The 20467-nt window shown below is 63.6% G+C and carries 18 protein-coding genes; 4 read left to right on the top strand and 14 right to left on the bottom strand.

Annotated elements, in window-relative coordinates; all coding sequences use genetic code 11:
* Positions 1 to 150 precede the first annotated feature (150 nt).
* Positions 151 to 1446 (top strand): flavodoxin-dependent (E)-4-hydroxy-3-methylbut-2-enyl-diphosphate synthase, encoded by a 1296-nt coding sequence (ispG, locus tag AB7I51_RS00535; RefSeq protein WP_428402831.1) that lies wholly within the window; start codon positions 151 to 153, stop codon positions 1444 to 1446.
* 113 nt (positions 1447 to 1559) lie between these two features.
* Here ispG and AB7I51_RS00530 read toward each other — a convergent pair whose 3' ends face one another.
* From AB7I51_RS00530 to AB7I51_RS00500, 7 genes are all read right to left on the bottom strand, one after another.
* The gene (locus tag AB7I51_RS00530) at positions 1560 to 2411 is read right to left on the bottom strand and encodes a uracil-DNA glycosylase (RefSeq protein WP_428402832.1); all 852 of its coding nucleotides are present in this window, start codon (positions 2409 to 2411) and stop codon (positions 1560 to 1562) included.
* Positions 2412 to 2578: 167 nt separating this feature from the next.
* On the bottom strand, positions 2579 to 2806 hold the full coding sequence (locus tag AB7I51_RS00525; protein ID WP_428402833.1) for a YbdD/YjiX family protein: 228 nt from the start codon (positions 2804 to 2806) through the stop codon (positions 2579 to 2581).
* Positions 2772 to 4856, bottom strand: coding sequence for a carbon starvation CstA family protein (locus tag AB7I51_RS00520; protein ID WP_428402834.1), 2085 nt, complete (start codon positions 4854 to 4856; stop codon positions 2772 to 2774). The genes AB7I51_RS00525 and AB7I51_RS00520 overlap by 35 nt, the downstream gene beginning before the upstream one ends.
* 55 nt (positions 4857 to 4911) lie before the next feature.
* Positions 4912 to 5343: a DUF1810 domain-containing protein gene (locus tag AB7I51_RS00515; RefSeq protein ID WP_428402835.1), complete on the bottom strand. Its 432-nt coding sequence runs from the start codon at positions 5341 to 5343 to the stop codon at positions 4912 to 4914.
* A 153-nt stretch (positions 5344 to 5496) separates the two neighbouring features.
* The gene (metH, locus tag AB7I51_RS00510; protein WP_428402836.1) at positions 5497 to 9219 is read right to left on the bottom strand and encodes a methionine synthase; all 3723 of its coding nucleotides are present in this window, start codon (positions 9217 to 9219) and stop codon (positions 5497 to 5499) included.
* Positions 9216 to 10115, bottom strand: a complete 900-nt coding sequence (gene metF, locus AB7I51_RS00505) for a methylenetetrahydrofolate reductase [NAD(P)H] (protein WP_428402837.1) — start codon at positions 10113 to 10115, stop codon at positions 9216 to 9218. The genes metH and metF overlap by 4 nt, the downstream gene beginning before the upstream one ends.
* On the bottom strand, positions 10115 to 11125 hold the full coding sequence (locus AB7I51_RS00500) for an ArsR/SmtB family transcription factor (protein ID WP_428402838.1): 1011 nt from the start codon (positions 11123 to 11125) through the stop codon (positions 10115 to 10117). The genes metF and AB7I51_RS00500 overlap by 1 nt, the downstream gene beginning before the upstream one ends.
* Before the next feature lie 733 nt (positions 11126 to 11858).
* Between AB7I51_RS00500 and AB7I51_RS00495 the strand changes: the two genes are divergently transcribed.
* Positions 11859 to 12383 (top strand): hypothetical protein, encoded by a 525-nt coding sequence (locus AB7I51_RS00495; protein ID WP_428402839.1) that lies wholly within the window; start codon positions 11859 to 11861, stop codon positions 12381 to 12383.
* A 58-nt stretch (positions 12384 to 12441) separates the two neighbouring features.
* Here the strand turns inward: AB7I51_RS00495 and AB7I51_RS00490 are convergent, their stop codons facing one another.
* The 4 genes from AB7I51_RS00490 to AB7I51_RS00475 form a co-directional block, all read right to left on the bottom strand.
* Positions 12442 to 14403 carry an acyl CoA:acetate/3-ketoacid CoA transferase gene (locus AB7I51_RS00490; RefSeq protein ID WP_428402840.1) on the bottom strand — a complete coding sequence of 654 codons (1962 nt, stop codon included), beginning with the start codon at positions 14401 to 14403 and terminating at the stop codon, positions 12442 to 12444.
* A 175-nt stretch (positions 14404 to 14578) separates the two neighbouring features.
* On the bottom strand, positions 14579 to 14953 hold the full coding sequence (locus AB7I51_RS00485; protein WP_428402841.1) for a 6-pyruvoyl trahydropterin synthase family protein: 375 nt from the start codon (positions 14951 to 14953) through the stop codon (positions 14579 to 14581).
* Between the two features lie 3 nt (positions 14954 to 14956).
* Positions 14957 to 15589: a 7-carboxy-7-deazaguanine synthase gene (queE, locus tag AB7I51_RS00480; RefSeq protein WP_428402842.1), complete on the bottom strand. Its 633-nt coding sequence runs from the start codon at positions 15587 to 15589 to the stop codon at positions 14957 to 14959.
* A 47-nt stretch (positions 15590 to 15636) separates the two neighbouring features.
* Positions 15637 to 16014 carry a c-type cytochrome gene (locus AB7I51_RS00475; protein ID WP_428402843.1) on the bottom strand — a complete coding sequence of 126 codons (378 nt, stop codon included), beginning with the start codon at positions 16012 to 16014 and terminating at the stop codon, positions 15637 to 15639.
* Between the two features lie 385 nt (positions 16015 to 16399).
* Here AB7I51_RS00475 and AB7I51_RS00470 point away from each other — a divergent pair, with 385 nt between their 5' ends.
* Positions 16400 to 17287, top strand: a complete 888-nt coding sequence (locus AB7I51_RS00470; protein WP_428402844.1) for a tetratricopeptide repeat protein — start codon at positions 16400 to 16402, stop codon at positions 17285 to 17287.
* A gap of 5 nt (positions 17288 to 17292) precedes the next feature.
* On the opposite strand, the gene AB7I51_RS00465 is transcribed toward AB7I51_RS00470, so the two are convergent.
* Entirely contained in the window at positions 17293 to 18180 is an 888-nt protein-coding gene (locus AB7I51_RS00465) for an MBL fold metallo-hydrolase (RefSeq protein WP_428402919.1), read from the bottom strand.
* Positions 18181 to 18322: 142 nt separating this feature from the next.
* On the opposite strand from AB7I51_RS00465, the gene AB7I51_RS00460 reads away from it, so the two are divergent.
* Positions 18323 to 19111: a sulfite exporter TauE/SafE family protein gene (locus AB7I51_RS00460; protein ID WP_428402845.1), complete on the top strand. Its 789-nt coding sequence runs from the start codon at positions 18323 to 18325 to the stop codon at positions 19109 to 19111.
* On the opposite strand, the gene xth is transcribed toward AB7I51_RS00460, so the two are convergent.
* Both xth and AB7I51_RS00450 read right to left on the bottom strand, forming a co-directional pair.
* Positions 19090 to 19875 carry an exodeoxyribonuclease III gene (xth, locus tag AB7I51_RS00455; protein WP_428402846.1) on the bottom strand — a complete coding sequence of 262 codons (786 nt, stop codon included), beginning with the start codon at positions 19873 to 19875 and terminating at the stop codon, positions 19090 to 19092. The genes AB7I51_RS00460 and xth overlap by 22 nt on opposite strands.
* A 26-nt stretch (positions 19876 to 19901) precedes the next feature.
* Positions 19902 to 20462, bottom strand: coding sequence for a hypothetical protein (locus AB7I51_RS00450; RefSeq protein WP_428402847.1), 561 nt, complete (start codon positions 20460 to 20462; stop codon positions 19902 to 19904).
* Between the last annotated feature and the right edge of the window lie 5 nt (positions 20463 to 20467).

Here is a 20467-nt window from a genome sequence, read left to right as displayed (position 1 = left end):
CGTCCGGGGCGGGGCGACCGGACGAATGTCTCCAGCAGTAAAGCGAGGATCCCCGTCCTTCTCCCGACAGCTCTGCTGTCTGGGGCGCTTGACCTCGAACCCGTTACGGGCGACCTATCGGCGTCCGCAACGACCGCCGGAGCGAACTCCGTGAACGAAGCCGTCCAAGAGACCCGCCTGCCCGATCCGGTGGCCGCCGAGCCGGCGCCGCGCCGGCCGACCTGCGCGGTCGCGATCGGGACCGGACCCGGCGCCGTGATCGTCGGCGGCGTCGCGCCCGTCGTCGTCCAGTCGATGACCAACACCGATACGGCCGACGTGGACTCGACCGTGGCGCAGGTCACGGCGCTGGCTCAAGCCGGCTCGGAACTGGTGCGCATCACCGTCGATCGCGACGAGGCGGCCGCCGCCGTCCCGCACATCCGCGACCGGCTCGACCAGAAGGGCGTCAACGTCCCGCTCGTCGGCGACTTCCACTACATCGGCCACAAGCTTCTCGCCGATCATCCGGCCTGCGGCGAGGCGCTCGCCAAATACCGGATCAATCCGGGCAATGTCGGCTTCAAAGAGAAGAGGGACAAGCAGTTCGCCTCGATCGTCGAGCTTGCCGCCAAGCACGGCAAGGCGGTGCGGATCGGCGCCAATTGGGGCTCGCTGGATCAGGAGCTCTTAACCTATCTCATGGATTTGAACCACGCCTCCGACCGGCCGCTCGACGCGCGCGCCGTGACCCGCGAGGCGCTGGTCCGCTCGGCGCTGATGTCGGCGCGCCGCGCCGAGGAGATCGGCCTCGATAAGAACCGCATCGTCATTTCGGCGAAAGTCTCGGCGGTGCAGGACCTCATCGCCGTCTACCGCATGCTGGCCGCGCGCAGCGATTATGCGCTGCATCTCGGCCTGACTGAGGCCGGCATGGGCTCGAAGGGCGTCGTCGCCTCCTCGGCCGCGCTCGGCGTGCTGCTGCAGGACGGCATCGGCGATACGATCCGGGTATCGCTGACCCCCGAGCCCGGCGGCGACCGTTCGCTCGAAGTGCGCGTCGCCCAGGAAATTCTGCAGACCATGGGCTTTCGCACCTTTGTGCCGCTCGTCGCCGCCTGTCCGGGCTGCGGGCGCACCACCTCGACGGTGTTTCAGGAGCTTGCGCGCGACATTCAGGAACATATCCGCGCCCGCATGGCGGTCTGGCGGATGCAATATCCCGGCGTCGAGACGCTCAATGTCGCGGTGATGGGCTGCATCGTGAACGGGCCGGGAGAGTCGAAACACGCCGACATCGGCATTTCGCTGCCCGGCACCGGCGAGACGCCGGCCGCGCCCGTCTTCATCGACGGCAAGAAAGCGATGACCCTGCGCGGCGAGGGCATCGCCGAGGACTTCACCCGCATCGTCGACGATTACGTCACCCGCCGCTTCGGCGGCGAGAAGGGCGAGGCGGCGGAGTAGGCGACGCCTTCGTCTCTCTCGCGTCATGGCCGGGCTCGTCCCGGCTATCCACGAAAAGATGCGCGGTGACCTCGTGGATGCCCGCGACAAGCGCGGGCATGACGCGCGAAATGTTAAGGCTTCGGCCCATTTGACGCCTCTCGCAACGCCTCCGCGGCCCTACGCAGATCGCGCCAGGCGGCAGGTTTCAGCGCCGCGCTTTTCAGCATCGCTTCGAGACTGGAAAACACGAAGGCGCGCGCGAGATGCGCGCCGCAGCGCGCTTCATAGATCTTGCCGCGCAGCTTGCCGACAGGCTCCTTCGTCGCGAGCATGACCCGCGCCGGCGCCTCGCCAAATAGCAGCAGAATATCGGGTCGCGCCAGCTCCACCCGGCGGCGCGCGAAGGGCGCGAAAATCGCCGCCTCATGCGGCGTCAGCGCGCGATCGCCGGGCGGTCGCCAGGGCGAGACATAGGCGAGCGCGGCGCTTTCCCGATCGAGCCCGATCGCCGCGAGCACATTGTCGAGGAGCTTCGCCGTAAGCCCGCTGAAGGCCTCGCCGCTTGTCTCTTCCGCCACGCCCGGCGCGGCGTCGAAGGCGACGAGACGAGCGTCCGCCGCCCCGGCGCCGAACAGAAAATGCTGGGCCATGTCGCGAAAGGGCGCGTGCAGAAATTCGGCGAGACGCGCGGCGAGGTCGTCGAGGTCGCGCGCATTCGCGGCCGCTTCCTCGGCGGCGCGAATGGCTTCGTCGGGCGCGACGATCGGCGCCGCCGCGGGGCGCGGGCGCTCCATCGCCGCAGGCGGCGGCGGGGCCGGTCGTGCGGCTGGCTCCGCTGTTTCTGCAAGGGGCGCAATGCTTGCCCGCGCGCTGTCCGCATAGCGGTCGTGCGGCGCCTCGTCGAGCGCGAGATCGACGCCGCTCGCGACATGCCAGTCGAGGAGCGCAAGGAGCGCAGCGCGAGTTTCGGGGGTGGAAGACACGATGCAACTTACCTCACCCTCTCCTTGAGGGGGAGGGTCGAACGGCGAAGCCGTTCGGGGTGGGGTGAAGCGCATAGACGAATTTGCGTGTCACCCCCTCCCGGCCGTTTTCAGCGGCCGACCTCCTCCCTCAAGGGGGAGGTGGGGTCACCCGCTTCACGGCAGGGTCAGCAGCACCGAAAGGCGCGTTCGCCATTGCCGCCAAATCGCGCACTCTCGCGCGCGCGGAAAAATTCGTCGCGCGTCATGATGGGCGTTCCGTCGTGGCGCGCGCGAACATGCGCGACATAGGCGTCATAATCGCCCTGGCCGACCATGAGCCGCGCGCCGTCACGCAGCTTGCGAGAGAGCTTTGAAAGATCAAGCCCGGGCAGGCCGCAGATCGTGCAATTCATCTTCGGTCTCCCGCGTGGTGACATGCTGGGCGGCGCGCGCCTCGCGAATGGCGTTAATCGCGAAAGCGAAAATTGCGAGCACCAGCGTTGCGTAGATCGCGCACAAGGACGCGTCGACATAGTCATTGAAGATCACGCGACGCATTTCAGCGAGCGTCTTCGCCGGCGCCAGCAATTGCTCCTTATCGGCGGCCGCCGCGAATTTTCTGGCGTGCGCCAGAAAGCCGATGCGCGGGTCTTCGTGAAAAATCTTCTCGAAGGCGGCCGTCAGCGTGCAGATGTAGAGCCACGCCGTCGGCGCGATCGCGACAAAGGCGTAGCGCTCGCGCTTCATCCGATAAAGCACGACGACGCAGAGCGTCAGCGCGATCGCCGCCAGCATCTGATTGGCGATGCCGAACAAAGGCCACAGCGTATTGATGCCGCCGAGCGGATCGATCACGCCCTGATAGAGGAAATATCCCCAGCCCGTCACGACGAGGCCCGTCGCGACAAGATTGGGCCCCCAGGCGCGCGTATCGGCGAGCGCCGGGATGAAGGCGCCGGCGAGGTCCTGAATCATGAAGCGCGCGACGCGCGTGCCGGCGTCGAGCGTTGTGAGGATGAAGAGCGCCTCGAAGAGAATGGCGAAATGATACCAGAAGGACATGGTCGCCGCGCCGCCGACCACGGAAGAGAGAATATGCGCCATGCCGACGGCGAGCGTCGGCGCGCCGCCGGCCCGCGACAGAATGGACTTCTCGCCGACCTGCTCCGCGACGCCAGTCAGCGTCTCCGGCGTCACGGCGAAGCCCCATGAGGCGATCGTCGCCGCAGCGGCGTCAGGCGTCGCGCCGATGACGGCTGGCGCGGCGTTCATCGCGAAATAGACGCCGGGCTCCAGCACGCTCGCGGCGATCATCGCCATGATGGCGACGAAGGACTCCATCAGCATGGCGCCATAGCCGATGAAGCGCGTCTGCGTCTCGTCGGCGATCATCTTTGGCGTCGTGCCGGAAGAAACGAGCGCGTGGAAGCCTGACACCGCGCCGCAAGCGATGGTGATGAAGAGGAAGGGAAAGACGCTGCCCGCGAAGACTGGCCCCGTGCCGTCGATGAAACGGGTCACGGCCGGCATTTTGAGATCGGGCCAGACGAGGAAGATGCCCGCCGCAAGCGAGAAGATCGTGCCGATCTTGAGAAAGGTCGAGAGATAGTCGCGCGGCGCGAGCAGGAACCAGATGGGCAGAACGGAAGCGATGAAGCCATAGGCGATCAGCATGAAGGCGAGCGTCTCGGCCTGATAGGTAAAGAGCGGCGCAAGCGCCGCGCTTTCCGACACTGTGCGGCCGAGCCAGATGCTGGCGATGAGCAGCACGAAGCCGAGCAATGACATTTCCAGAATGCGGCCGGGCCGCAGATAGCGGCCATATACGCCCATGAGAATGGCGATGGGCAGCGTCGCCATGACCGTGAAGGAGCCCCAGGGGCTGTTGGCGAGCGCCTTGACGACGACGAGCCCGAGCACCGCGAGCAGAATGATCATGATGCTCAATATGCCGACCATGGCGACAAGTCCGGCGAAAGGCCCCATCTCGGTCTTGATAAGATCGCCGAGCGAACGACCGTCGCGCCGACTCGAAATGACGAGCACCATGAAATCCTGCACGGCGCCCGCGAAAATCACGCCGGCAAGAAGCCACAGCGTTCCCGGCAGATAGCCCATCTGCGCCGCGAGCACGGGACCGACGAGCGGGCCCGGCCCGGCGATCGCCGCAAAATGATGGCCAAAAAGCACCCATTTATCGGTCGGCACATAATCGAGCCCGTCATTGCGGCGAAGCGCCGGCGTGCGGCGGCGCGCGTCGAGTCCCAGCACCCGATAGGCGATGAAGCGCGAATAGAAGCGATAGCCGATCGCGTAGGTTCCGATCGCCGCGGTCACCAGCCACATGGCGTTGACCGGCTCGCCGCGCGAAACGGCGAGCGTGTAGAGCGAGAACAGCACGAGAGCGAACACGAGCGCCCAAGGAAGCAGCTTCAACGTCTGACGGCTGTCGGCGATGTTCATGATCGACAAAGGTCTCCGAATTGCGCCAACTCTCGGCGCGACGGCGCACCGAAACTTATAATTTCGCGAGGGTCAAGGGATCACGCCGGCCGTCGAAATATTTGCGCAGCGCTTCGGCGAAGAGCGGCTCTTGGGGCGCCGCCGCAGCAAAGAGAGTCATCGACGAATGAAATTTCAAATCATCCGGGGAACCAAAAATCTCATGCGCGCTGCGGTCTTGGACCTTGTTGACGAGAGTTGCGCATTCCCTGAGCCGCGCGCCCAAAAGAGGATGATCGAGATAGGCGCGCGCCTCGGCCAGCGAGCCGATCGCGTAGCGCTGCGCCATGGCGCTCGCGCCAAGCCCTTCGATCTGCGGAAAGACGAACCACATCCAGTGACCGCGCTTGCGGCCGGCGGCAAGCTCCGCCGCCGCTTGCGCATAGGTCGCGTTCTGCGCTTCAACGAAGCGATTGAGGTCGTAAGGGTCGCCTGATGCGTCCGTCATGACCAAATCCGGTTGAACGGTTCGGATGTCATTCCCGACGCTTCGCTTGCGAAGCGATCGGGAATCCAGAAATGCGTCAGCGTTCTTGAATTGGCCCAGGATTCCCGGTCGGACCTATGGTCCGCCGGGAATGACAAGCCAACCGAATCCATATCACTCCGCCGCTTGGGCGGCGACCGGCTCATAGTTCAGGATCGGCGCGAGCCAGCGTTCGGCGTCGCGCGCGTCCATGCCCTTGCGGCGCGCATAGTCCTCGATCTGATCGCGCTCGATCTTGGCGACGCCGAAATAATGCGCGCTTGGATGCGCAAGATAGAGTCCGCTGACTGAAGCGGCCGGCGTCATCGCGAAACTCTCCGTCAGCTTCACGCCGGTGCGCTTTTCGGCGTTGAGCAGATCGAAGATCGTCGCTTTCTCGGTGTGATCAGGCTGGGCCGGATAGCCGGGCGCCGGGCGAATGCCGGCATAGGGCTCGCCGACCAACGCGTCCGGCGTGAAGTTCTCCTCATGCGCATAGCCCCAGAATTCCTTGCGCACGCGCTCATGCATGCGCTCGGCGAAGGCCTCGGCGATGCGGTCGGCGAGCGCCTTGACCATGATCGAGCCATAGTCGTCATTGGCGCGGGCGTAGCGCGCGGCGATCTTCTCTTCTTCCGCGCCGGCGGTGACGACGAAGGCGCCGATGTAATCGGCCTTGCCGCTGTCCCTGGGCGCGATGAAATCGGCCAGCGCGAGATTGGCCTTGCCGTCGCGCTTCTGCAATTGCTGGCGCAGCGTGTGCAGTGTCGCCATCCTTTCGTTGCGCGACTCGCCGCTGTAAAGCGCGATGTCGTCGCCGATCGCATTCGCCGGCCAGAAGCCGATGACGGCCTTCGGCGTGAACCAGCGCTCCTCGACGATCCGCTTCAGCATGGCGCGGGCGTCGTCGTAGAGCGTGCGCGCCGCCTCGCCGCGCTCGGGATCGTCGAGCAGCGATGGATAGCGCCCCTTAAACTCCCAGGTCTGGAAGAACGGCGTCCAGTCGATATAGGGAACAAGCTCGCCGACGTCATAGCTCGCAAAAGCGCGCGGCCCGGTGAAAGACGGACGGACGGGTTCATATGCCGCCCAATCGATCTTGAAGCCGTTGGCGCGCGCCTGCGCGAGCGGCACCCGCAACTTGTCAGCCTGCGCGCGCGCGTGCGCCTCCGCGACGCGCTCATATTCGGCACGCGTCTGGGCGATATAGTCGCCGCGCGATTTTTCCGAGGCGAGCGCCTGGGCGACGCCGACCGCGCGGCTCGCGTCGGTGACATAGACTGCCTGGCCGCGACGATAATTCGGGCTGATCTTGACAGCAGTATGCACGCGGCTCGTCGTCGCGCCGCCGATGAGCAGCGGCGTGTCGAGACCTTCGCGCTCCAGTTCCGAAGCGACGAAGCACATTTCATCGAGCGAGGGCGTGATGAGGCCCGACAATCCGATGAGATCGACCTTCTCTTTCTTCGCCGTCTCGAGAATCTTCGCCGCCGGCGTCATCACGCCAAGGTCGATGACCTCGAAATTATTGCAGCCAAGCACCACGCCGACGATATTCTTGCCGATGTCGTGAACGTCGCCCTTGACGGTCGCGAGCAAAATCTTGCCGGCAGTCGATCGCGCGTCCTTTTCCTTCTCCATGAAGGGCATGAGATAGGCGACCGCCTGTTTCATCACCCGCGCCGACTTCACCACTTGCGGCAGGAACATTTTGCCCGAGCCGAAGAGATCGCCGACGACATTCATGCCGGCCATGAGCGGCCCTTCGATCACGTCGAGCGGACGCGTCGAAGTTTGCCGCGCCTCTTCGACGTCGGTTTCGATATATTCGGTGACGCCATTGACCAGCGCATATTCGAGACGCTTGCCGACGGCGGCTTCGCGCCAGGCGGCGTCCTTCTCCTGAGTCCTGCCGCCCGCGCCCTTGAACTTCTCGGCGAGTTCGACAAGACGCTCGGTCGAATCCTTGCGGCGGTTCAGCACCACGTCTTCGCATAAGTCGCGCAGTTCGGGGTCGATCTCGGCATAGACCGCGAGCTGGCCAGCGTTGACGATGCCCATGTCCATCCCCGCCTGAATCGCGTGATAGAGGAACACCGAATGCATCGCCTCGCGCACCGGCTCATTGCCGCGGAATGAGAATGACAGGTTCGACACGCCGCCCGACACATGCGCATGCGGCAGATCGCGCTTGATGACCCGCGTCGCCTCGATGAAATCGACGCCATAGTTTTCATGCTCTTCGATGCCGGTCGCGACCGCGAAAATATTGGGATCGAAGATGATGTCCTGAGGCGGAAAGCCGACCTCTTCGGTGAGCACCTTATAAGCGCGCGCGCAGATTTCGGTCTTGCGCGCCAGCGTATCGGCCTGACCCTTCTCGTCGAAGGCCATGACCACGACGGCGGCGCCAAAGCGGCGCACCTTGCGCGCGTCGGCGACGAATTTCTCCTCGCCCTCCTTCATCGAAATCGAATTGACGACACCCTTGCCCTGCAGGCATTTGAGGCCGGCTTCGATCACGTCGAATTTTGAGGAGTCGACCATCACCGGCACGCGGGCGATGTCGGGTTCCGCTGCGAGCAGGTTCAAGAATTCGACCATGGCGCGCTCGGAGTCGAGCAGGCCCTCGTCCATATTGACGTCGATCACCTGCGCGCCATTCGCCACCTGATCGCGCGCGACGTCGAGCGCCGCGGCGTAATCGCCATTGGTGATCAGCTTGCGAAACTTCGCCGAGCCGGTGACATTGGTGCGCTCGCCGACATTGACGAAGGGAATGTCCTTCGTCAGCGTGAAGGGCTCCAGACCGGAAAGCCGCAGCATCGGCTCGATTGTTGGAATATTGCGCGGCGCGACGCCTTTGACGGCGCCGGCGATCGCAGCGATATGATCCGGAGTCGTGCCGCAGCAGCCGCCGACGACATTGACGAGGCCCGAGGTCGCGAATTCGCCGACGAGCTCCGCCATATATTCAGGGCTTTCGTCGTAAAGCCCGAATTCATTCGGCAGCCCGGCGTTGGGGAAGGCGCAGACCCGCGTGTCGGCGACGCGACCGATGTCGGCGATGTGCTGACGCATTTCGCGCGCCCCGAGCGCGCAATTGAAGCCGATCGAAAACGGCTTGGCGTGGGCGAGCGAATTCCAAAAGGCGATCGCCGTCTGGCCGGACAGCGTCCGGCCGGAAAGATCGGTGATCGTTCCGGAGATCATGATCGGAAAACGCGTGCCGACTTCATCAAACGCGTCTTCGAGCGCATAGAGCGCCGCCTTGGCGTTCAGCGTGTCGAAGACGGTTTCGACAAGCAGAACATCGGCGCCGCCTTCGATCAGGCCGAGCGCCGCTTCCTTATAGGCGGCGCGCAGTTCGTCGAAAGTGACGGCGCGAAATCCCGGGTTGGAAACGTCAGGCGAGATCGACGCGGTGCGGTTGGTCGGGCCCATCGAACCGGCGACGAAGCGGCGCACGCCGGTCTTCGCCGCGACGTCGTCAGCCGCCGCCCGCGCCAGCCGCGCGCCGGCGCTATTGAGTTCGAAGGCGAGATGTTCGAGCCCGTAGTCGGCTTGAGCGATCGTCGTCGACGAAAAAGTATTGGTCTCGATGATGTCGGCGCCGGCTTCGAGATAGGCGATATGAATCGCTTTGATCGCTTCCGGCTGGGTGAGCGTCAGCAGATCATTGTTGCCGCGCAAATCCTTGCCGTGGTCGGCAAAGCGCGCGCCGCGGAAATCCGCTTCCTCGAATTTGTGGCGCTGAATCATCGTGCCCATGGCGCCGTCGAGAATGAGGATTCGGCGCGACGCCGCCTCTTCGAGCGCTTTGAGAAAATTCGGGCCGTGAGATTTATCGAAGGTCATGCAAGCGCCTTTTCACGCAGGGGACGGACGCCGAGGAGATGGCAGATGGCGAAGACGAGGTCGGCGCGATTATTGGTGTAGAAGTGGAATTCATTGACGCCGGCGCGCGCGAGACTCATCACCTGTTCGACCGCCGTCGTCGCGGCGATCAGCGCGCGGGTTTCCGGATCGTCGTCGAGGCCGTCGAAGCGTTCGGCGAGCCAGCGCGGCACGCTCGCCCCGGCCTTTTGCGCGAAGCCCGCGACCTGTTTGAAATTGCGGATCGGCATGATGCCGGGCACGATCGGAATGGTAATGCCTCGCGCCCGCGCCTTGTCGAGAAACTTGAAGTAGACGTCATTGTCGAAGAAGAATTGGGTGATGGCCCGCGTCGCGCCGGCGTCGACCTTCGCCTGCAGCGCGTCGAGGTCCTGTTCGATCGACGCGCTTTCCGGATGGCCCTCGGGATAGGTCGAGACCGAAATCTCGAAATCGCCAATGCGGCGAATGCCGCTCACGAGATCGGTTGACGTGGCGTAGCCTTTGGGATGCGGCTCGAATCTCGTGCCGACGCCGGTCGGCGGATCGCCGCGCAGCGCAACGATATGGCGAACGCCCGCCTCCCAATAGTCGCGCAGGATCGAGTCAACCTCGTCCCGCGCTGCAGAGACGCAAGTGAGATGCGCGGCGGGCTTCATGTCGGTTTCGCGTACGATGCGCGCGACGATCGAATGGGTGCGCTCGCGGGTGGTGCCGCCGGCGCCATAGGTAACGGAAACGAAATGCGGCCTGAGCGCCGCGAGCCGGTTGATCGTCTGCCAGAGCTGAGTCTCCATCTCCGGCGTCTTGGGCGGAAAGAATTCGTAAGAGATCGCAAATTGATTTTGCGACGCCGTGGGATGAAGCGCGTTAAACATCAGGCTGACTCATAGGATGCGGCGGGAATGGGATCGGCGACGACGCGCGGATCGCGCGCGAGCCACAGGGTTACGGTGAGTTTGGCGCCTTCGTTCGCGCCGGGCGCCAGTTCTCGACGCTCTACGACGTCGAGGCCCGCCTGCGTCAGGAGGCCGGTGATTTCGGCGTCAGTAAAACCGAGACGGCGATGCGCATGCTTGTCGCGCAGCGTCTCTTCGTCATGGGGCGCAAAGTCAACGACGAGCAAACGGCCGCCGGGCGCGAGCACCCGCGCCGCCTCGCGAAGCGCGCGACCAGGATCGTCGAGAAAATGCAGAACCTGATGCATGACCGCGAGATCGATCGAGTTGCGCTCGATCGGCAGCGCGTAGATGTCGCCCTGGCGCAGCTGCACATTTCGTAGGCCGGTTTCCTCCAGCCGGCCGCGCGCGGCGGCGAGCATGGCGGAGGAGAGATCGACGCCGACGGCGCGTTCCGCCTGGGGCGCGAAGAGCTCAAGCATGCGGCCGGCGCCGGCGCCGAGATCGAGGAGATTGCGCACCGGCCTGTCGCCGACGATTTCGCGCATCGCCTCTTCGACGCGTTCCTCGGGAACATGCAGCGCGCGAATGCGGTCCCATTCCTCGGCATGGGCGGCGAAATAGCGGGCGGCGTTTTCGGCGCGGGCGTGACGCACCTGTGCGAGCCGCGCCCGGTCGCCGGCGAGCAGCGCGTCATCGGCCTCGAGCCAGCCGACAATGGCGCGCGCCAGGGCGCCCGCAGGTCCTGTCGGCGACAGGCGGAAGAAGGCCCACGCCCCTTCGCGACGACGCTCGACGAGGCCCGCTTCGACAAGAAGCTTGAGATGGCGCGAGACGCGGGGCTGAGACTGGCCCAGGATCGCCACGACCTCGCTCACCGTCAGCTCTGATTGGGCGAGCAGCGCCAGGAGCCGCAGGCGCGTCTCCTCTCCGGCGGCGTTCAGCGCCGCCAGCGTCGGTTCGAGGGATAATCTGGCCACGGTCTTCATGATCACTCCGCGATAGATATAAAGATATCTATATACGTCAAATTTAATGCACGCAACTGTCGCCGGTGATTTTCGGCACTGAGCGCTTGACCGGATGGCAAACCAGGTTCATCCTTTCTGTCACGTCGCACCTGTCGATCGGACAGCATGATCGGCAGGCTCGCTCGGGCGGGACCTCGAAGCGACAGCGATCCAGGACAGGCCTGCAATTCCCCTGTTGTCAGGCCGGACCGAGCAATAAAGTTGCGAGAGGAGCATGACGCCACCGGGTCAGACCTGTTGACCGGCGTTTCGTTCCGGTCACTGGGCGGGCAGGGACAGCTGCCTGATCCGTCCAATCCCGAAAACACTCGACATTTTGCCGGGCGGCCGTAGCAAAGGCCAAGCGTCGGGCGCCCGAACCCAGACTGGACAATCCAGACTTGCTTCCGCTTGAGAAGTAAACGGCCCCGTGAGCTTCCGCGCCACGGGGCCTGATTATTTTGAGCGGACCAAAGATTACGGATCGAAGATTACGGACCCAAGAGTCGGGCCGATCGGCGCCGGCGCCTGTTCTTCTTGCTGCCGAGCTTGTCGATTCTCGCCTCTGCCGCCGCGCGCCGGCGGCTGGACGGGCATAGGCTCTCGACCAGCTTGTGCGGCGACGCAACGCCGCCGCCGCCGCCTTCCCCTAAGCTGCACGCGGTTTGGTCGAACGCGAAACCAACTCGACCCCGCATTTTGGAGAAGGCGCATGACCTGCGAGACCCATGAAAGCGGCGCGAGCGCCAAGACATGGACGATTATCGTCTGGGCGTCGATGCTTCTCGGCCCCGTCGCGTTCTTTCTGTCGCTTCTATCGTTTGGCGTTTGGCTCTTCGGCATGGGTGCCGGGTGGTGGGGCGCCTCGGAGAGTCCGCCGTCCGATTCCGTGATCTTCGGTCCGATCATCGCGGTCGTTATCGCCGAAGCGATCGGCGCGATCTTCGCCATTGTCAGGCGCCGCGAATTCGCCGGCTCGCCCTTCGAAACGCACGCAACTTCGGCAATCCAGACATTCTGGATCATGTTCGCGGGCTTCGCCGTCTCGATTTGCCTAGCGTTCTCGCTGATGTTCGTCCCAAATATCGAAGCCGCAGGATTCGGCGTCGGGGCGCTGCTTATCGTGCTCTTCACCCTGCCGCTGCTGTTTATCTGGAAGACTTTCCGCGTCGCGAAAGGATTGCGCCGCGCCATGGAAGGCGAACCGATCGCTGACGATCCGAGGCGCTGGTCGTAAGATTGCGCGGCGAGCCGGCGCGAACGTCGGCCCATTATTATTGCCTTCGAGCGCCGGCCTATGCCGGCGTCTTTTCCTCTTCCTTGCTGACGACTTCGAGGAAGGTCTCCGCCGCCTCGCGCCGCTCGAAGACATGCGGCTGCAGACCGCGCTTAGAGAGCGCCTCCTTCATCTTCAAGCGCGCGAAGGCGCTCGTCGCATAGCGGGTCGTCGTCAGATAGTAGTGCTGGCTCATAACGTCGATCATTTCGGCGTAATCGTCGTAAAGCGCCTCATTGATCTTCCAGCCGTCGTGATTGACGACCGAATTGACTCGCTTGCCGACCTTCTCGGACGCCTCGATCAGCGTCTTGCGCAGATCATCGATGTCCTTCTTGGTGCGGGCGTGCCAGCCTTCGAGATTGACGAACAGAATATTGCGATCGGCGTCATAGGTGACGCGATCCGACATGTTGAGATTGATGAGATCGTTCAATAGATCCATCGGTTCGTCGATGAAGATGCGCTTATCCATCAATTCGGGATGTTCGACGATCGGCTTGAAGTCCATATGCGCCAGGATGTCCTTGTCGATATCGATTCCAGGCGCGACCTCGATCAGTTCGAGACCCTTGTCGACCAGTTTGAACACGCAGCGTTCGGTGACGTAATAGACCGGCTGCTTACGCTTTTGCGCGAATTTCCCTGAGAAAGTGATCTGCTCGACGGCGTTGAGGAACTTCTTGTTCCGGCCTTCCTGCAGAATGTTCACCTGTCCGTCGGCGATTTCGACCCGCAGTCCGCCATTGGTGAAGGTGCCGGCGAAAACGACGAGCCGCGCGTTCTGGCTGATATTGATGAAGCCGCCGCAGCCGTTGAGGCGCCCGCCGAATTTCGAGGTGTTGACGTTGCCCTGCAGATCGCATTCGGCCATGCCGAGACAGGTCATGTCGAGACCGCCGCCGTCATAGAAGTCGAACTGCTGATTCTGCTGGATGATCGCGTCGGCGTTGGTTGCGGCGCCAAAGCTGGAGCCGGCGGCGAGCACGCCGCCGATCGCGCCGGCCTCGGTGGTCAGCGTGATATAGGGCGTCATCTTCTCTTCATTGGCGACGGCGGCGATGCCTTCCGGCGCGCCGACGCCGAGATTGACGACGCCGTTCGGCGGCAGTTCGAAGCTGGCGCGCCGCGCGATGACCTTGCGCTCGTCGAGCGGCATTTTGGCGAATTTCTCGACCGGCACGCGGATTTCGCCGGCAAGAGCCGGATTATGGATCACGCCGTAATTCATCCGGTGCATTTCCGGCGGATCGGCGATGACCACAGCCGAGACGAGAATCCCGGGCACATGCACGTCCTTGGGCTTGATCGAACCCTGTTCGACGATGCGCTCGACCTGCGCGATGACGAGCCCGCCATTGTTATGGGCGGCCATCGCCTGCGCGAGATTGTCGAGCACGAGCGCCTCGCGCTCCATCGAAATATTGCCGGAAGGATCGGCCGAGGTGCCGCGAATGAAGGCGACGTCGATCTTGGTGGCGATGTAGAAGAGCCACTCCTCGCCCATGATGTTATGGTATTTGACCATATCCTCCTTGGTGCGCTCGTTCACCTTGCCGCCGCCAAAACGCGGATCGACATAGGTGTAGAGCCCGACCTTGGAGAAGAGACCCGGCTGGCCGGCGGCGCAGGCGCGGTAGAGCTGCGAGATGACGCCCTGCGGGAGATTGTAGCCGCAGATCTTATTTTCCTGCGCGGCCTGGGCGACTTTCGGCATGCGGCCGAAATTGGCGGCGATGACCCGACGCAGCAGTCCTTCATGATGGAAGCGGCCAGTGCCGAGGCCCTTGGAGTCGCCGGCGCCGGCGGTCATGATCAGCGTAAGGTCGCGCGGATGCTGCGTCTCGACGAAGCGCTTTTCTAGTGCGGCGTGCAAGGCTTCCGGAATGCAGCTCTGGACGAAGCCTGTAGTCGTTACGACGTCATTGTCGCGAATGAGCGCAATCGCCGCGTCGGCGCTAATGACTTTGTTGTCTGCCATTTCCTCAGGGTTCCCTCGCTCCCCACTCTTTTGGTGCGGAATTTTGTCTTCGCCGCCTCTGTGGGCGCTTTTTGCACAAAATGAGCGCTCAACCGTAGAGACGGCGCCGCCCCAGCGCAATAGCGGCGATGCGCCGCAGCGCGGCGCAACTCCGCTGCAGCGCGGGAAGATCAGCTTATTCGCCCCGGTAGACGCAGCCCTCGAAACAGCTGTCGCGAAAGACTCCGACCTCGGCGAGCCCCGGCAGGTCGGGCGCGAGGTCACGCCAGATATAGGCGCAGAGATTTTCAAGCGTCGGCTTTCCCAAGCCTTCGAGGTCGTTGAGAAAGGAATGATCGAGACGTTCGCGCAGCTCATTGAGCCTGCGGCCAAGCTTGCCGAGGTCCATCACCCATTCCTCCTCGAAGGTGCGTTCGCCGCACAGCGTGACGCGCACGCGAAAGGAATGGCCGTGGAGATTGCGGTATTTGCCGCCCTCCGGCGCCTCGGGGTCATAAAGGGCGTGCGCCGCCTCGAAATAGAATTCTCGAAAAACCTCGAACGTCGACACGTCTCACTTCACCCCGATCGCCTTGTGGGTTTGCAGGGACAGACGCCAGCGCGGATGCGCCAGGCAGTAGCTGACCGCCGCCTCCGTATTGCGCGAAACATCCGGCCCGTCCATGGGCTGAAGCAGAAAATGCTCGAAGTCGAGGCGCTCAAAGTCGCCAGGCTCGACCCCCGGCTGAGGGAAGACGAGCTTCAGCTCCGCGCCCCTCGTCTGCGCCAGCGGGGCGCCGGCCTTTGGTGACACGCAAATCCAGTCGACGCCCGAGATGACGGGCAGCGTGCCGTTCGTCTCGATGGCGATTTCGAACCCTTGCTGGCGCAGCGCCGCGAGCAGGGCCGCGTCGATTTGCAGCATTGGCTCGCCGCCGGTCAGCACCGCAAAGCGCCGCTCGCGACTCTCGCCCCACAGAAACGCCAGATGGCCGGCGAGCGCCGCGGCGTCGGCGAATTTGCCGCCGCCTTCGCCTTCGAAGCCGACGAAGTCGGTGTCGCAAAACTGGCATTGCGCGGCGGCGCGATCCTCTTCGCGCCCGCTCCACAGATTGCATCCGGCGAAGCGGCAGAAGACGGCGGCGCGGCCCGCGTTAACGCCCTCGCCCTGCAGCGTTTTGAAGGCTTCCTTGACGATATAGGCCATGGCCCGCTCTAACTCGGACGCCCTGCGGCGTAAAGCGGGACTGATCCTTACCCGTTCTTGGGAAGCTCCTTGTCCTTGCCGTCGGGCTCGGACGGCGGCTGCGGGCGCGGGTCGAGACTGCGAATATAGGAGATGATGTCGTCGATCTCCTTGCGCGAAAGCTGCATGTCGGGCATCGGCGGATGCGGGTCCATCAGGAAGCCGCTGAGCTTCTTTTTGTTCGTCCGTCGCCGGGCGATATCGAAGAAGGACGGGGCGTCGGCCGAGGCGCTGGTCTGATCTGACGTCACCACATGGCATGCGGCGCACCAGCGCTTGGCGATAATCGCGCCGCGCTGGGCCTCGCCCGCCGCAAGGGCGAAGGTTGCGAATATTGCGGTCCCGCCGGCGAGAGCCGTTGCGAGCGTCAGGCTTCGAAGCTGCATGTGATTTCCTTATGCCGTCCTTAGAGCGCGATCGATTTCGATTCGCATCAAAGCACAGGCGCGGCTCGGGAACATCACTGCGTCTGGACGCCGCCTTGCGTCAGGACGACGCGGCCGGCATTTCTGCAACAGGCATGTGATCCTATTGCAACAGTTGAATAGATTAGCGGCTTGCGCAGCATCGAACTTGTGTCAGCCCCTTTTCAGACACAAAGGCTGAGCTAAGGTGCTTGTGTCACAAGCTCATTCGAGATGCGGAGACAGGCGCCGAAAGCTTTCGCTTTCGGCGGTGCGTTCCTTCTGTCCCTCTCGCTGAACGCCGGTGGCGGCTGCGAACGGCCTTGAGACGCCGGGCGTCTTTCAGGTTGAGGAAAGTCGGAACATTATGGTCGCTGATATTAATAAGGGGCTGATGTCGATCTCTCGGCTCAGCGCGCGCGCCGCGTGGCCAAAAGGCCTCATGGCGGCGACCTTCGGCGCGCTCCTGACCGCCCTTGTCGCGCCGGCTCCAGCGCTCGATTCGCCTCGTGCGGCCGCGAAAGCCGACTCACAGCCGCTGACGATGTTCAAGGATCCCCGCGCCGCGTTGCGGGCGGGGCTGGAGAGCTACCATGCCGGCGATTCGGCGACCTCCGTCGCCGCACTGCGCTATGCCGCCGAGGGCGGCGAGCCGCTCGCGCAATGGAAGCTTGGCCGGATGTACGCCGAGGGCGACGGAGTCGTTCGCGACGACGCCAAGGCCTATGATTACTTCTCGCAGATCGTCGATCATTACGCCGACGACGAACCCGATCCGCGCGAACGGTCGATGGCGGCGAGCGCCTTTGTCGCCGTCGGCCTTTATCTGCGCGACGGCGTTCCAGCCGCCAAGATCAAACCCGATCTCGATCGCGCCTTTGATATTTTTCGCTATGCGGCGACTTATTTCGGCGCCGCCGATGCGCAGTACAATCTGGCGCGCATGTATCTCGAAGGCGCCGGCGTGAAGAAGAACGTCCGGCAGGGCGTGAGCTGGCTGGAGCTCGCGGCGCGCAAGGGGCATCCACAGGCGCAGGCGATGCTTGGCCGGATGATGTTCACCGGCGAAGCGAGCGGCGAGCCTGACCGCGCGCGCGGGTTGATGTATCTCACTCTGGCGCGCGACGCGGCAAGCGGCGCGGCTCGGGATCAATGGATCGTCGATTTGTACGCCAAAGCGCTCAATTCCGCGAGCGAAGTCGACCGCAGGACGGCGGGCGCCATGCTCGAGGGCTATCTTCGCGAACGCAACTGAGTTCGTCAGCCGGCGCGCGCCGCGTCCCCTTTTAACTTCACCGGAATGGTCAAGAAGCGACCGCCGTCCGCATGCGGGGGCGGAAACTTGCCGGCCCGAATATTCACCTGAATCGAGGGCAGGAGCAGACGCGGCGCGGCAAGCGCCTTGTCGCGCTTTTGTCGGTCGGCCACGAATTCCTCTTCGCTGACGCCGTCCTTGATCTGCACATTCTTGGCGCGCTCGTCGGCGACCGTCGTCTCCCAGGCGTAGACATCTCGTCCGGGCGCCTTGTAGTCATGGCACATGAAGAGCCGCGTCTGCGGCGGCAACTCCAGAATGCGGCGGATCGACCGATAAAGCGCATGGACGTCGCCGCCAGGGAAATCCGCCCGCGCCGTCCCATAGTCGGGCATGAACAAAGTGTCGCCGACAAACACGGCGTCGCCGATCCTATAGGCGACGTCGGCCGGGGTGTGGCCCGGCGTGTAAATCACTTCGCATTCAATCTCGCCGATCTTGAATTGCTCGCCGTCCTTGAAGAGGCGATCGAAGCAACCGCCGTCGGCCTTTATATCCTGCGCGTCGAAAACCGGTTTGAAGAGTTTCTGGACCTTGTCGATATGTTCGCCGATGCCGATCTTGGCGCCCGTCGCCGCCTTGACGAGCTGAGCCGCGGAAAGATGGTCGGCGTGCGCGTGCGTTTCGAGCGCCCAGTCGATCTTTAATCCTTCACGCGCCGCTTCGGCGAGGATCGCGTCGATCGAATGCGAATCGGCCACGCCGCTCGCCGGGTCATAGTCGAGCACGGGGTCGACGATCGCCGCCCGCTTCGTCGCGGGGTCGCTCACAAGATAGGTGATCGTGCTGGTTGCCTCGTCGAAGAAGCCCTTCACGGACGGCGCCTGCGGCATCGCTCTCTCCTTCATTGCAGCGCTCCTGCGCTTCCCGGACTTGCGGGCTTGCGCCTTTCCACATATATGAGATATATCTAAATAAGCAATAGCTAATATTATCCCGGAGGAGCGCCCGCTGATAGATCTCCCTCTCGACGTCGTGCTCGGTCTGATCTCCGGCGCATTCGTCGGCTTTACGCTGGGCCTGGTCGGCGGCGGCGGTTCGGTGCTGGCCGTGCCGCTTCTTGTCTATTTCGTCGGCGTTCCCAGTCCGCATGTCGCGATCGGCTCAAGCGCGGCGGCCGTCGCGGTCAACGCGCTGATGAGCCTTGCCAACCATGCGCGCGCAGGCACGATCAAGTGGCGCTGCGCCTCTGTCTTCGCTCTCTTCGGAATAGCGGGCGCATTCGGCGGATCGTCTCTGGGCAAAATTATCAATGGCGACAAGCTCCTCGCGCTCTTCGCGCTGTTGATGATCGCCGTGTCCTATCTCATGCTTCGACAGCGGGGTTCGCCAGGCTACCCGGCAGTCAGGCTGAACCGAGAGAATTTTCCGCGGCTCGCGGGCGCCGGACTGACGGCGGGTGCGCTCTCCGGCTTCTTCGGCATCGGCGGCGGCTTCCTGGTCGTGCCGGGCCTGATGTTCGCTTCCGACATGCCGATCCTGAACGCCATCGGGTCATCGCTCGTCGCGGTCGCTGCGTTTGCGGTGACGACGGCCGCGAACTACGCCTATTCAGATCTCGTCGACTGGGATCTTGCCGGAACGCTGGTGATCGGCGGCGCGTTCGGCGGTCTGATCGGCGCAGCGGCGGCGCGACGCCTGTCGAAAATGCGTGGCGCGCTGAGCGCCGTCTTTGCGACGGTCGTCTTCGCGGTAGCGCTTTATGTGCTCTGGCGCAGCGGCGACGCGCTGGGGCTTATCCATCACACAGCGAAATCGGCGTAGATCGCGACGTGATCGGATGGCTTGTCGCCGGCGCGCATCGATTTGACGATTTCGACGCTTGCCAGCCGATCGGCGGCGCGCGGCGAGAGCAGAAGGTGATCGATGCGCAGACCTTTGTTCTTCTGCCAGGCGCCGGCCTGATAATCCCAAAATGTATAGAGCCCGCCTTCATCCGAGGTGGCGCGCAGCGCATCGGCATAGCCGAGATTGAGCAGGCGCTGATAGGCGGCGCGGGTCTGCGGCAGAAACAACGCGTCGCCGAGCCACGCCGACGCCTCATAGACGTCGCGCGCCTGCGGAATGACATTATAGTCGCCGGCGAGAACAGTCGGCTCCTCAAGCCGCAGCAGCGCCTCTGCATGGCGCGTCAACGTCTCCATGAAGGCGAGCTTGTAAGCATATTTCTGCGTATCCGGCGGATTGCCGTTCGGCGCATAGATCGAGGCGATGCGCATGACGCCCCCGGCGCCGTCTTCGACGACCGCTTCGATGTAGCGCGACTGAGCCTCGCCGTTGAAGCCAGGCAGACCGAGGATCACGTCCTGAAGCGGCGATTTCGAAAGCAGCGCGACGCCGTTGAATCCCTTCTGTCCGTGGACAGCGACATTATAGCCGGCGTCTTCGATTTCGAGCCGCGGAAAAGCGTGATCCTCGCATTTCGTTTCCTGAAGGCAGAGGACGTCAGGCGCCGTGTCGCGCAGAAAAGCGAGAAGCGGCGGCAAACGCTGCCTGACGGAATTGACGTTCCAAGTCGCGACGCGCACAGTCGACTCCCGGCGCCGCACGCGCGCTAGTCGAGGCGATAGGCGGCGTGACAGGCGTTGCAGGCTTGCACGACTTGCGACAATTCGGCAAGCGCCGGACGCATATCGCCGCCAGGCCCGATCTTGGCGGCCTCCTGCGCGAATTTGCTCGCCTGCTCATGCATCGTCAGGCCAAGGGCGCGCATGTTGTCGGGCATGTGCGACGCCATCATCGCCGGCATTTCGCCGAGTTCGCCGCTCTTGGCGTTCGGCTTGCAGGCCGCCGCGCCGGGAGAGGACATGCTGAGTCGCGCATCCGCGATTTTTGCGGCCGCCGCGCCGTCGCCCTTGGCGAGCGCCGCGAGAATTTCAGCGACGGCCTCGGCGTGTCCGCGCATATGGGAAAGCATATGCGCGCGCATCGGAGAGGGAAGATCGACCTCCTGGCGCGTGTCGCTCATCTTGGGCGACATTTTCATATGGTCCATGTTCATATGATCCATGTCCATATGTTTCATATGTTCGCTATGTTCGTCGTCGCCGGCGATCGCGGCGACGGCGAAGAACGACAGTCCGCAAGCCGCGGCAAACAGAATTTTTTTGATCATGGCCT

Source organism: Methylocystis sp. (assembly GCF_050246715.1).
GTDB lineage: Bacteria > Pseudomonadota > Alphaproteobacteria > Rhizobiales > Beijerinckiaceae > Methylocystis.
Note: the sequence above shows the minus strand (reverse complement) of the source record. Positions and strands in the feature narration are given on the sequence as shown.

Coding starts and splice junctions, on each gene's coding strand:
- AB7I51_RS00515 (WP_428402835.1), bottom strand. CDS start 5,343: ATGACGGACGCATCAGGCGACCCTTACGACCTCAATCGCTTCGTTGAA.
- AB7I51_RS00490 (WP_428402840.1), bottom strand. CDS start 14,403: ATGGCAGACAACAAAGTCATTAGCGCCGACGCGGCGATTGCGCTCATT.
- AB7I51_RS00520 (WP_428402834.1), bottom strand. CDS start 4,856: ATGAACATCGCCGACAGCCGTCAGACGTTGAAGCTGCTTCCTTGGGCG.
- AB7I51_RS00470 (WP_428402844.1), top strand. CDS start 16,400: ATGGTCGCTGATATTAATAAGGGGCTGATGTCGATCTCTCGGCTCAGC.
- AB7I51_RS00465 (WP_428402919.1), bottom strand. CDS start 18,180: ATGCCGCAGGCGCCGTCCGTGAAGGGCTTCTTCGACGAGGCAACCAGC.
- AB7I51_RS00475 (WP_428402843.1), bottom strand. CDS start 16,014: ATGCAGCTTCGAAGCCTGACGCTCGCAACGGCTCTCGCCGGCGGGACC.
- AB7I51_RS00450 (WP_428402847.1), bottom strand. CDS start 20,462: ATGATCAAAAAAATTCTGTTTGCCGCGGCTTGCGGACTGTCGTTCTTC.
- AB7I51_RS00500 (WP_428402838.1), bottom strand. CDS start 11,125: ATGAAGACCGTGGCCAGATTATCCCTCGAACCGACGCTGGCGGCGCTG.
- AB7I51_RS00525 (WP_428402833.1), bottom strand. CDS start 2,806: ATGAATTGCACGATCTGCGGCCTGCCCGGGCTTGATCTTTCAAAGCTC.
- queE (WP_428402842.1), bottom strand. CDS start 15,589: ATGGCCTATATCGTCAAGGAAGCCTTCAAAACGCTGCAGGGCGAGGGC.
- metH (WP_428402836.1), bottom strand. CDS start 9,219: ATGACCTTCGATAAATCTCACGGCCCGAATTTTCTCAAAGCGCTCGAA.
- AB7I51_RS00495 (WP_428402839.1), top strand. CDS start 11,859: ATGACCTGCGAGACCCATGAAAGCGGCGCGAGCGCCAAGACATGGACG.
- metF (WP_428402837.1), bottom strand. CDS start 10,115: ATGTTTAACGCGCTTCATCCCACGGCGTCGCAAAATCAATTTGCGATC.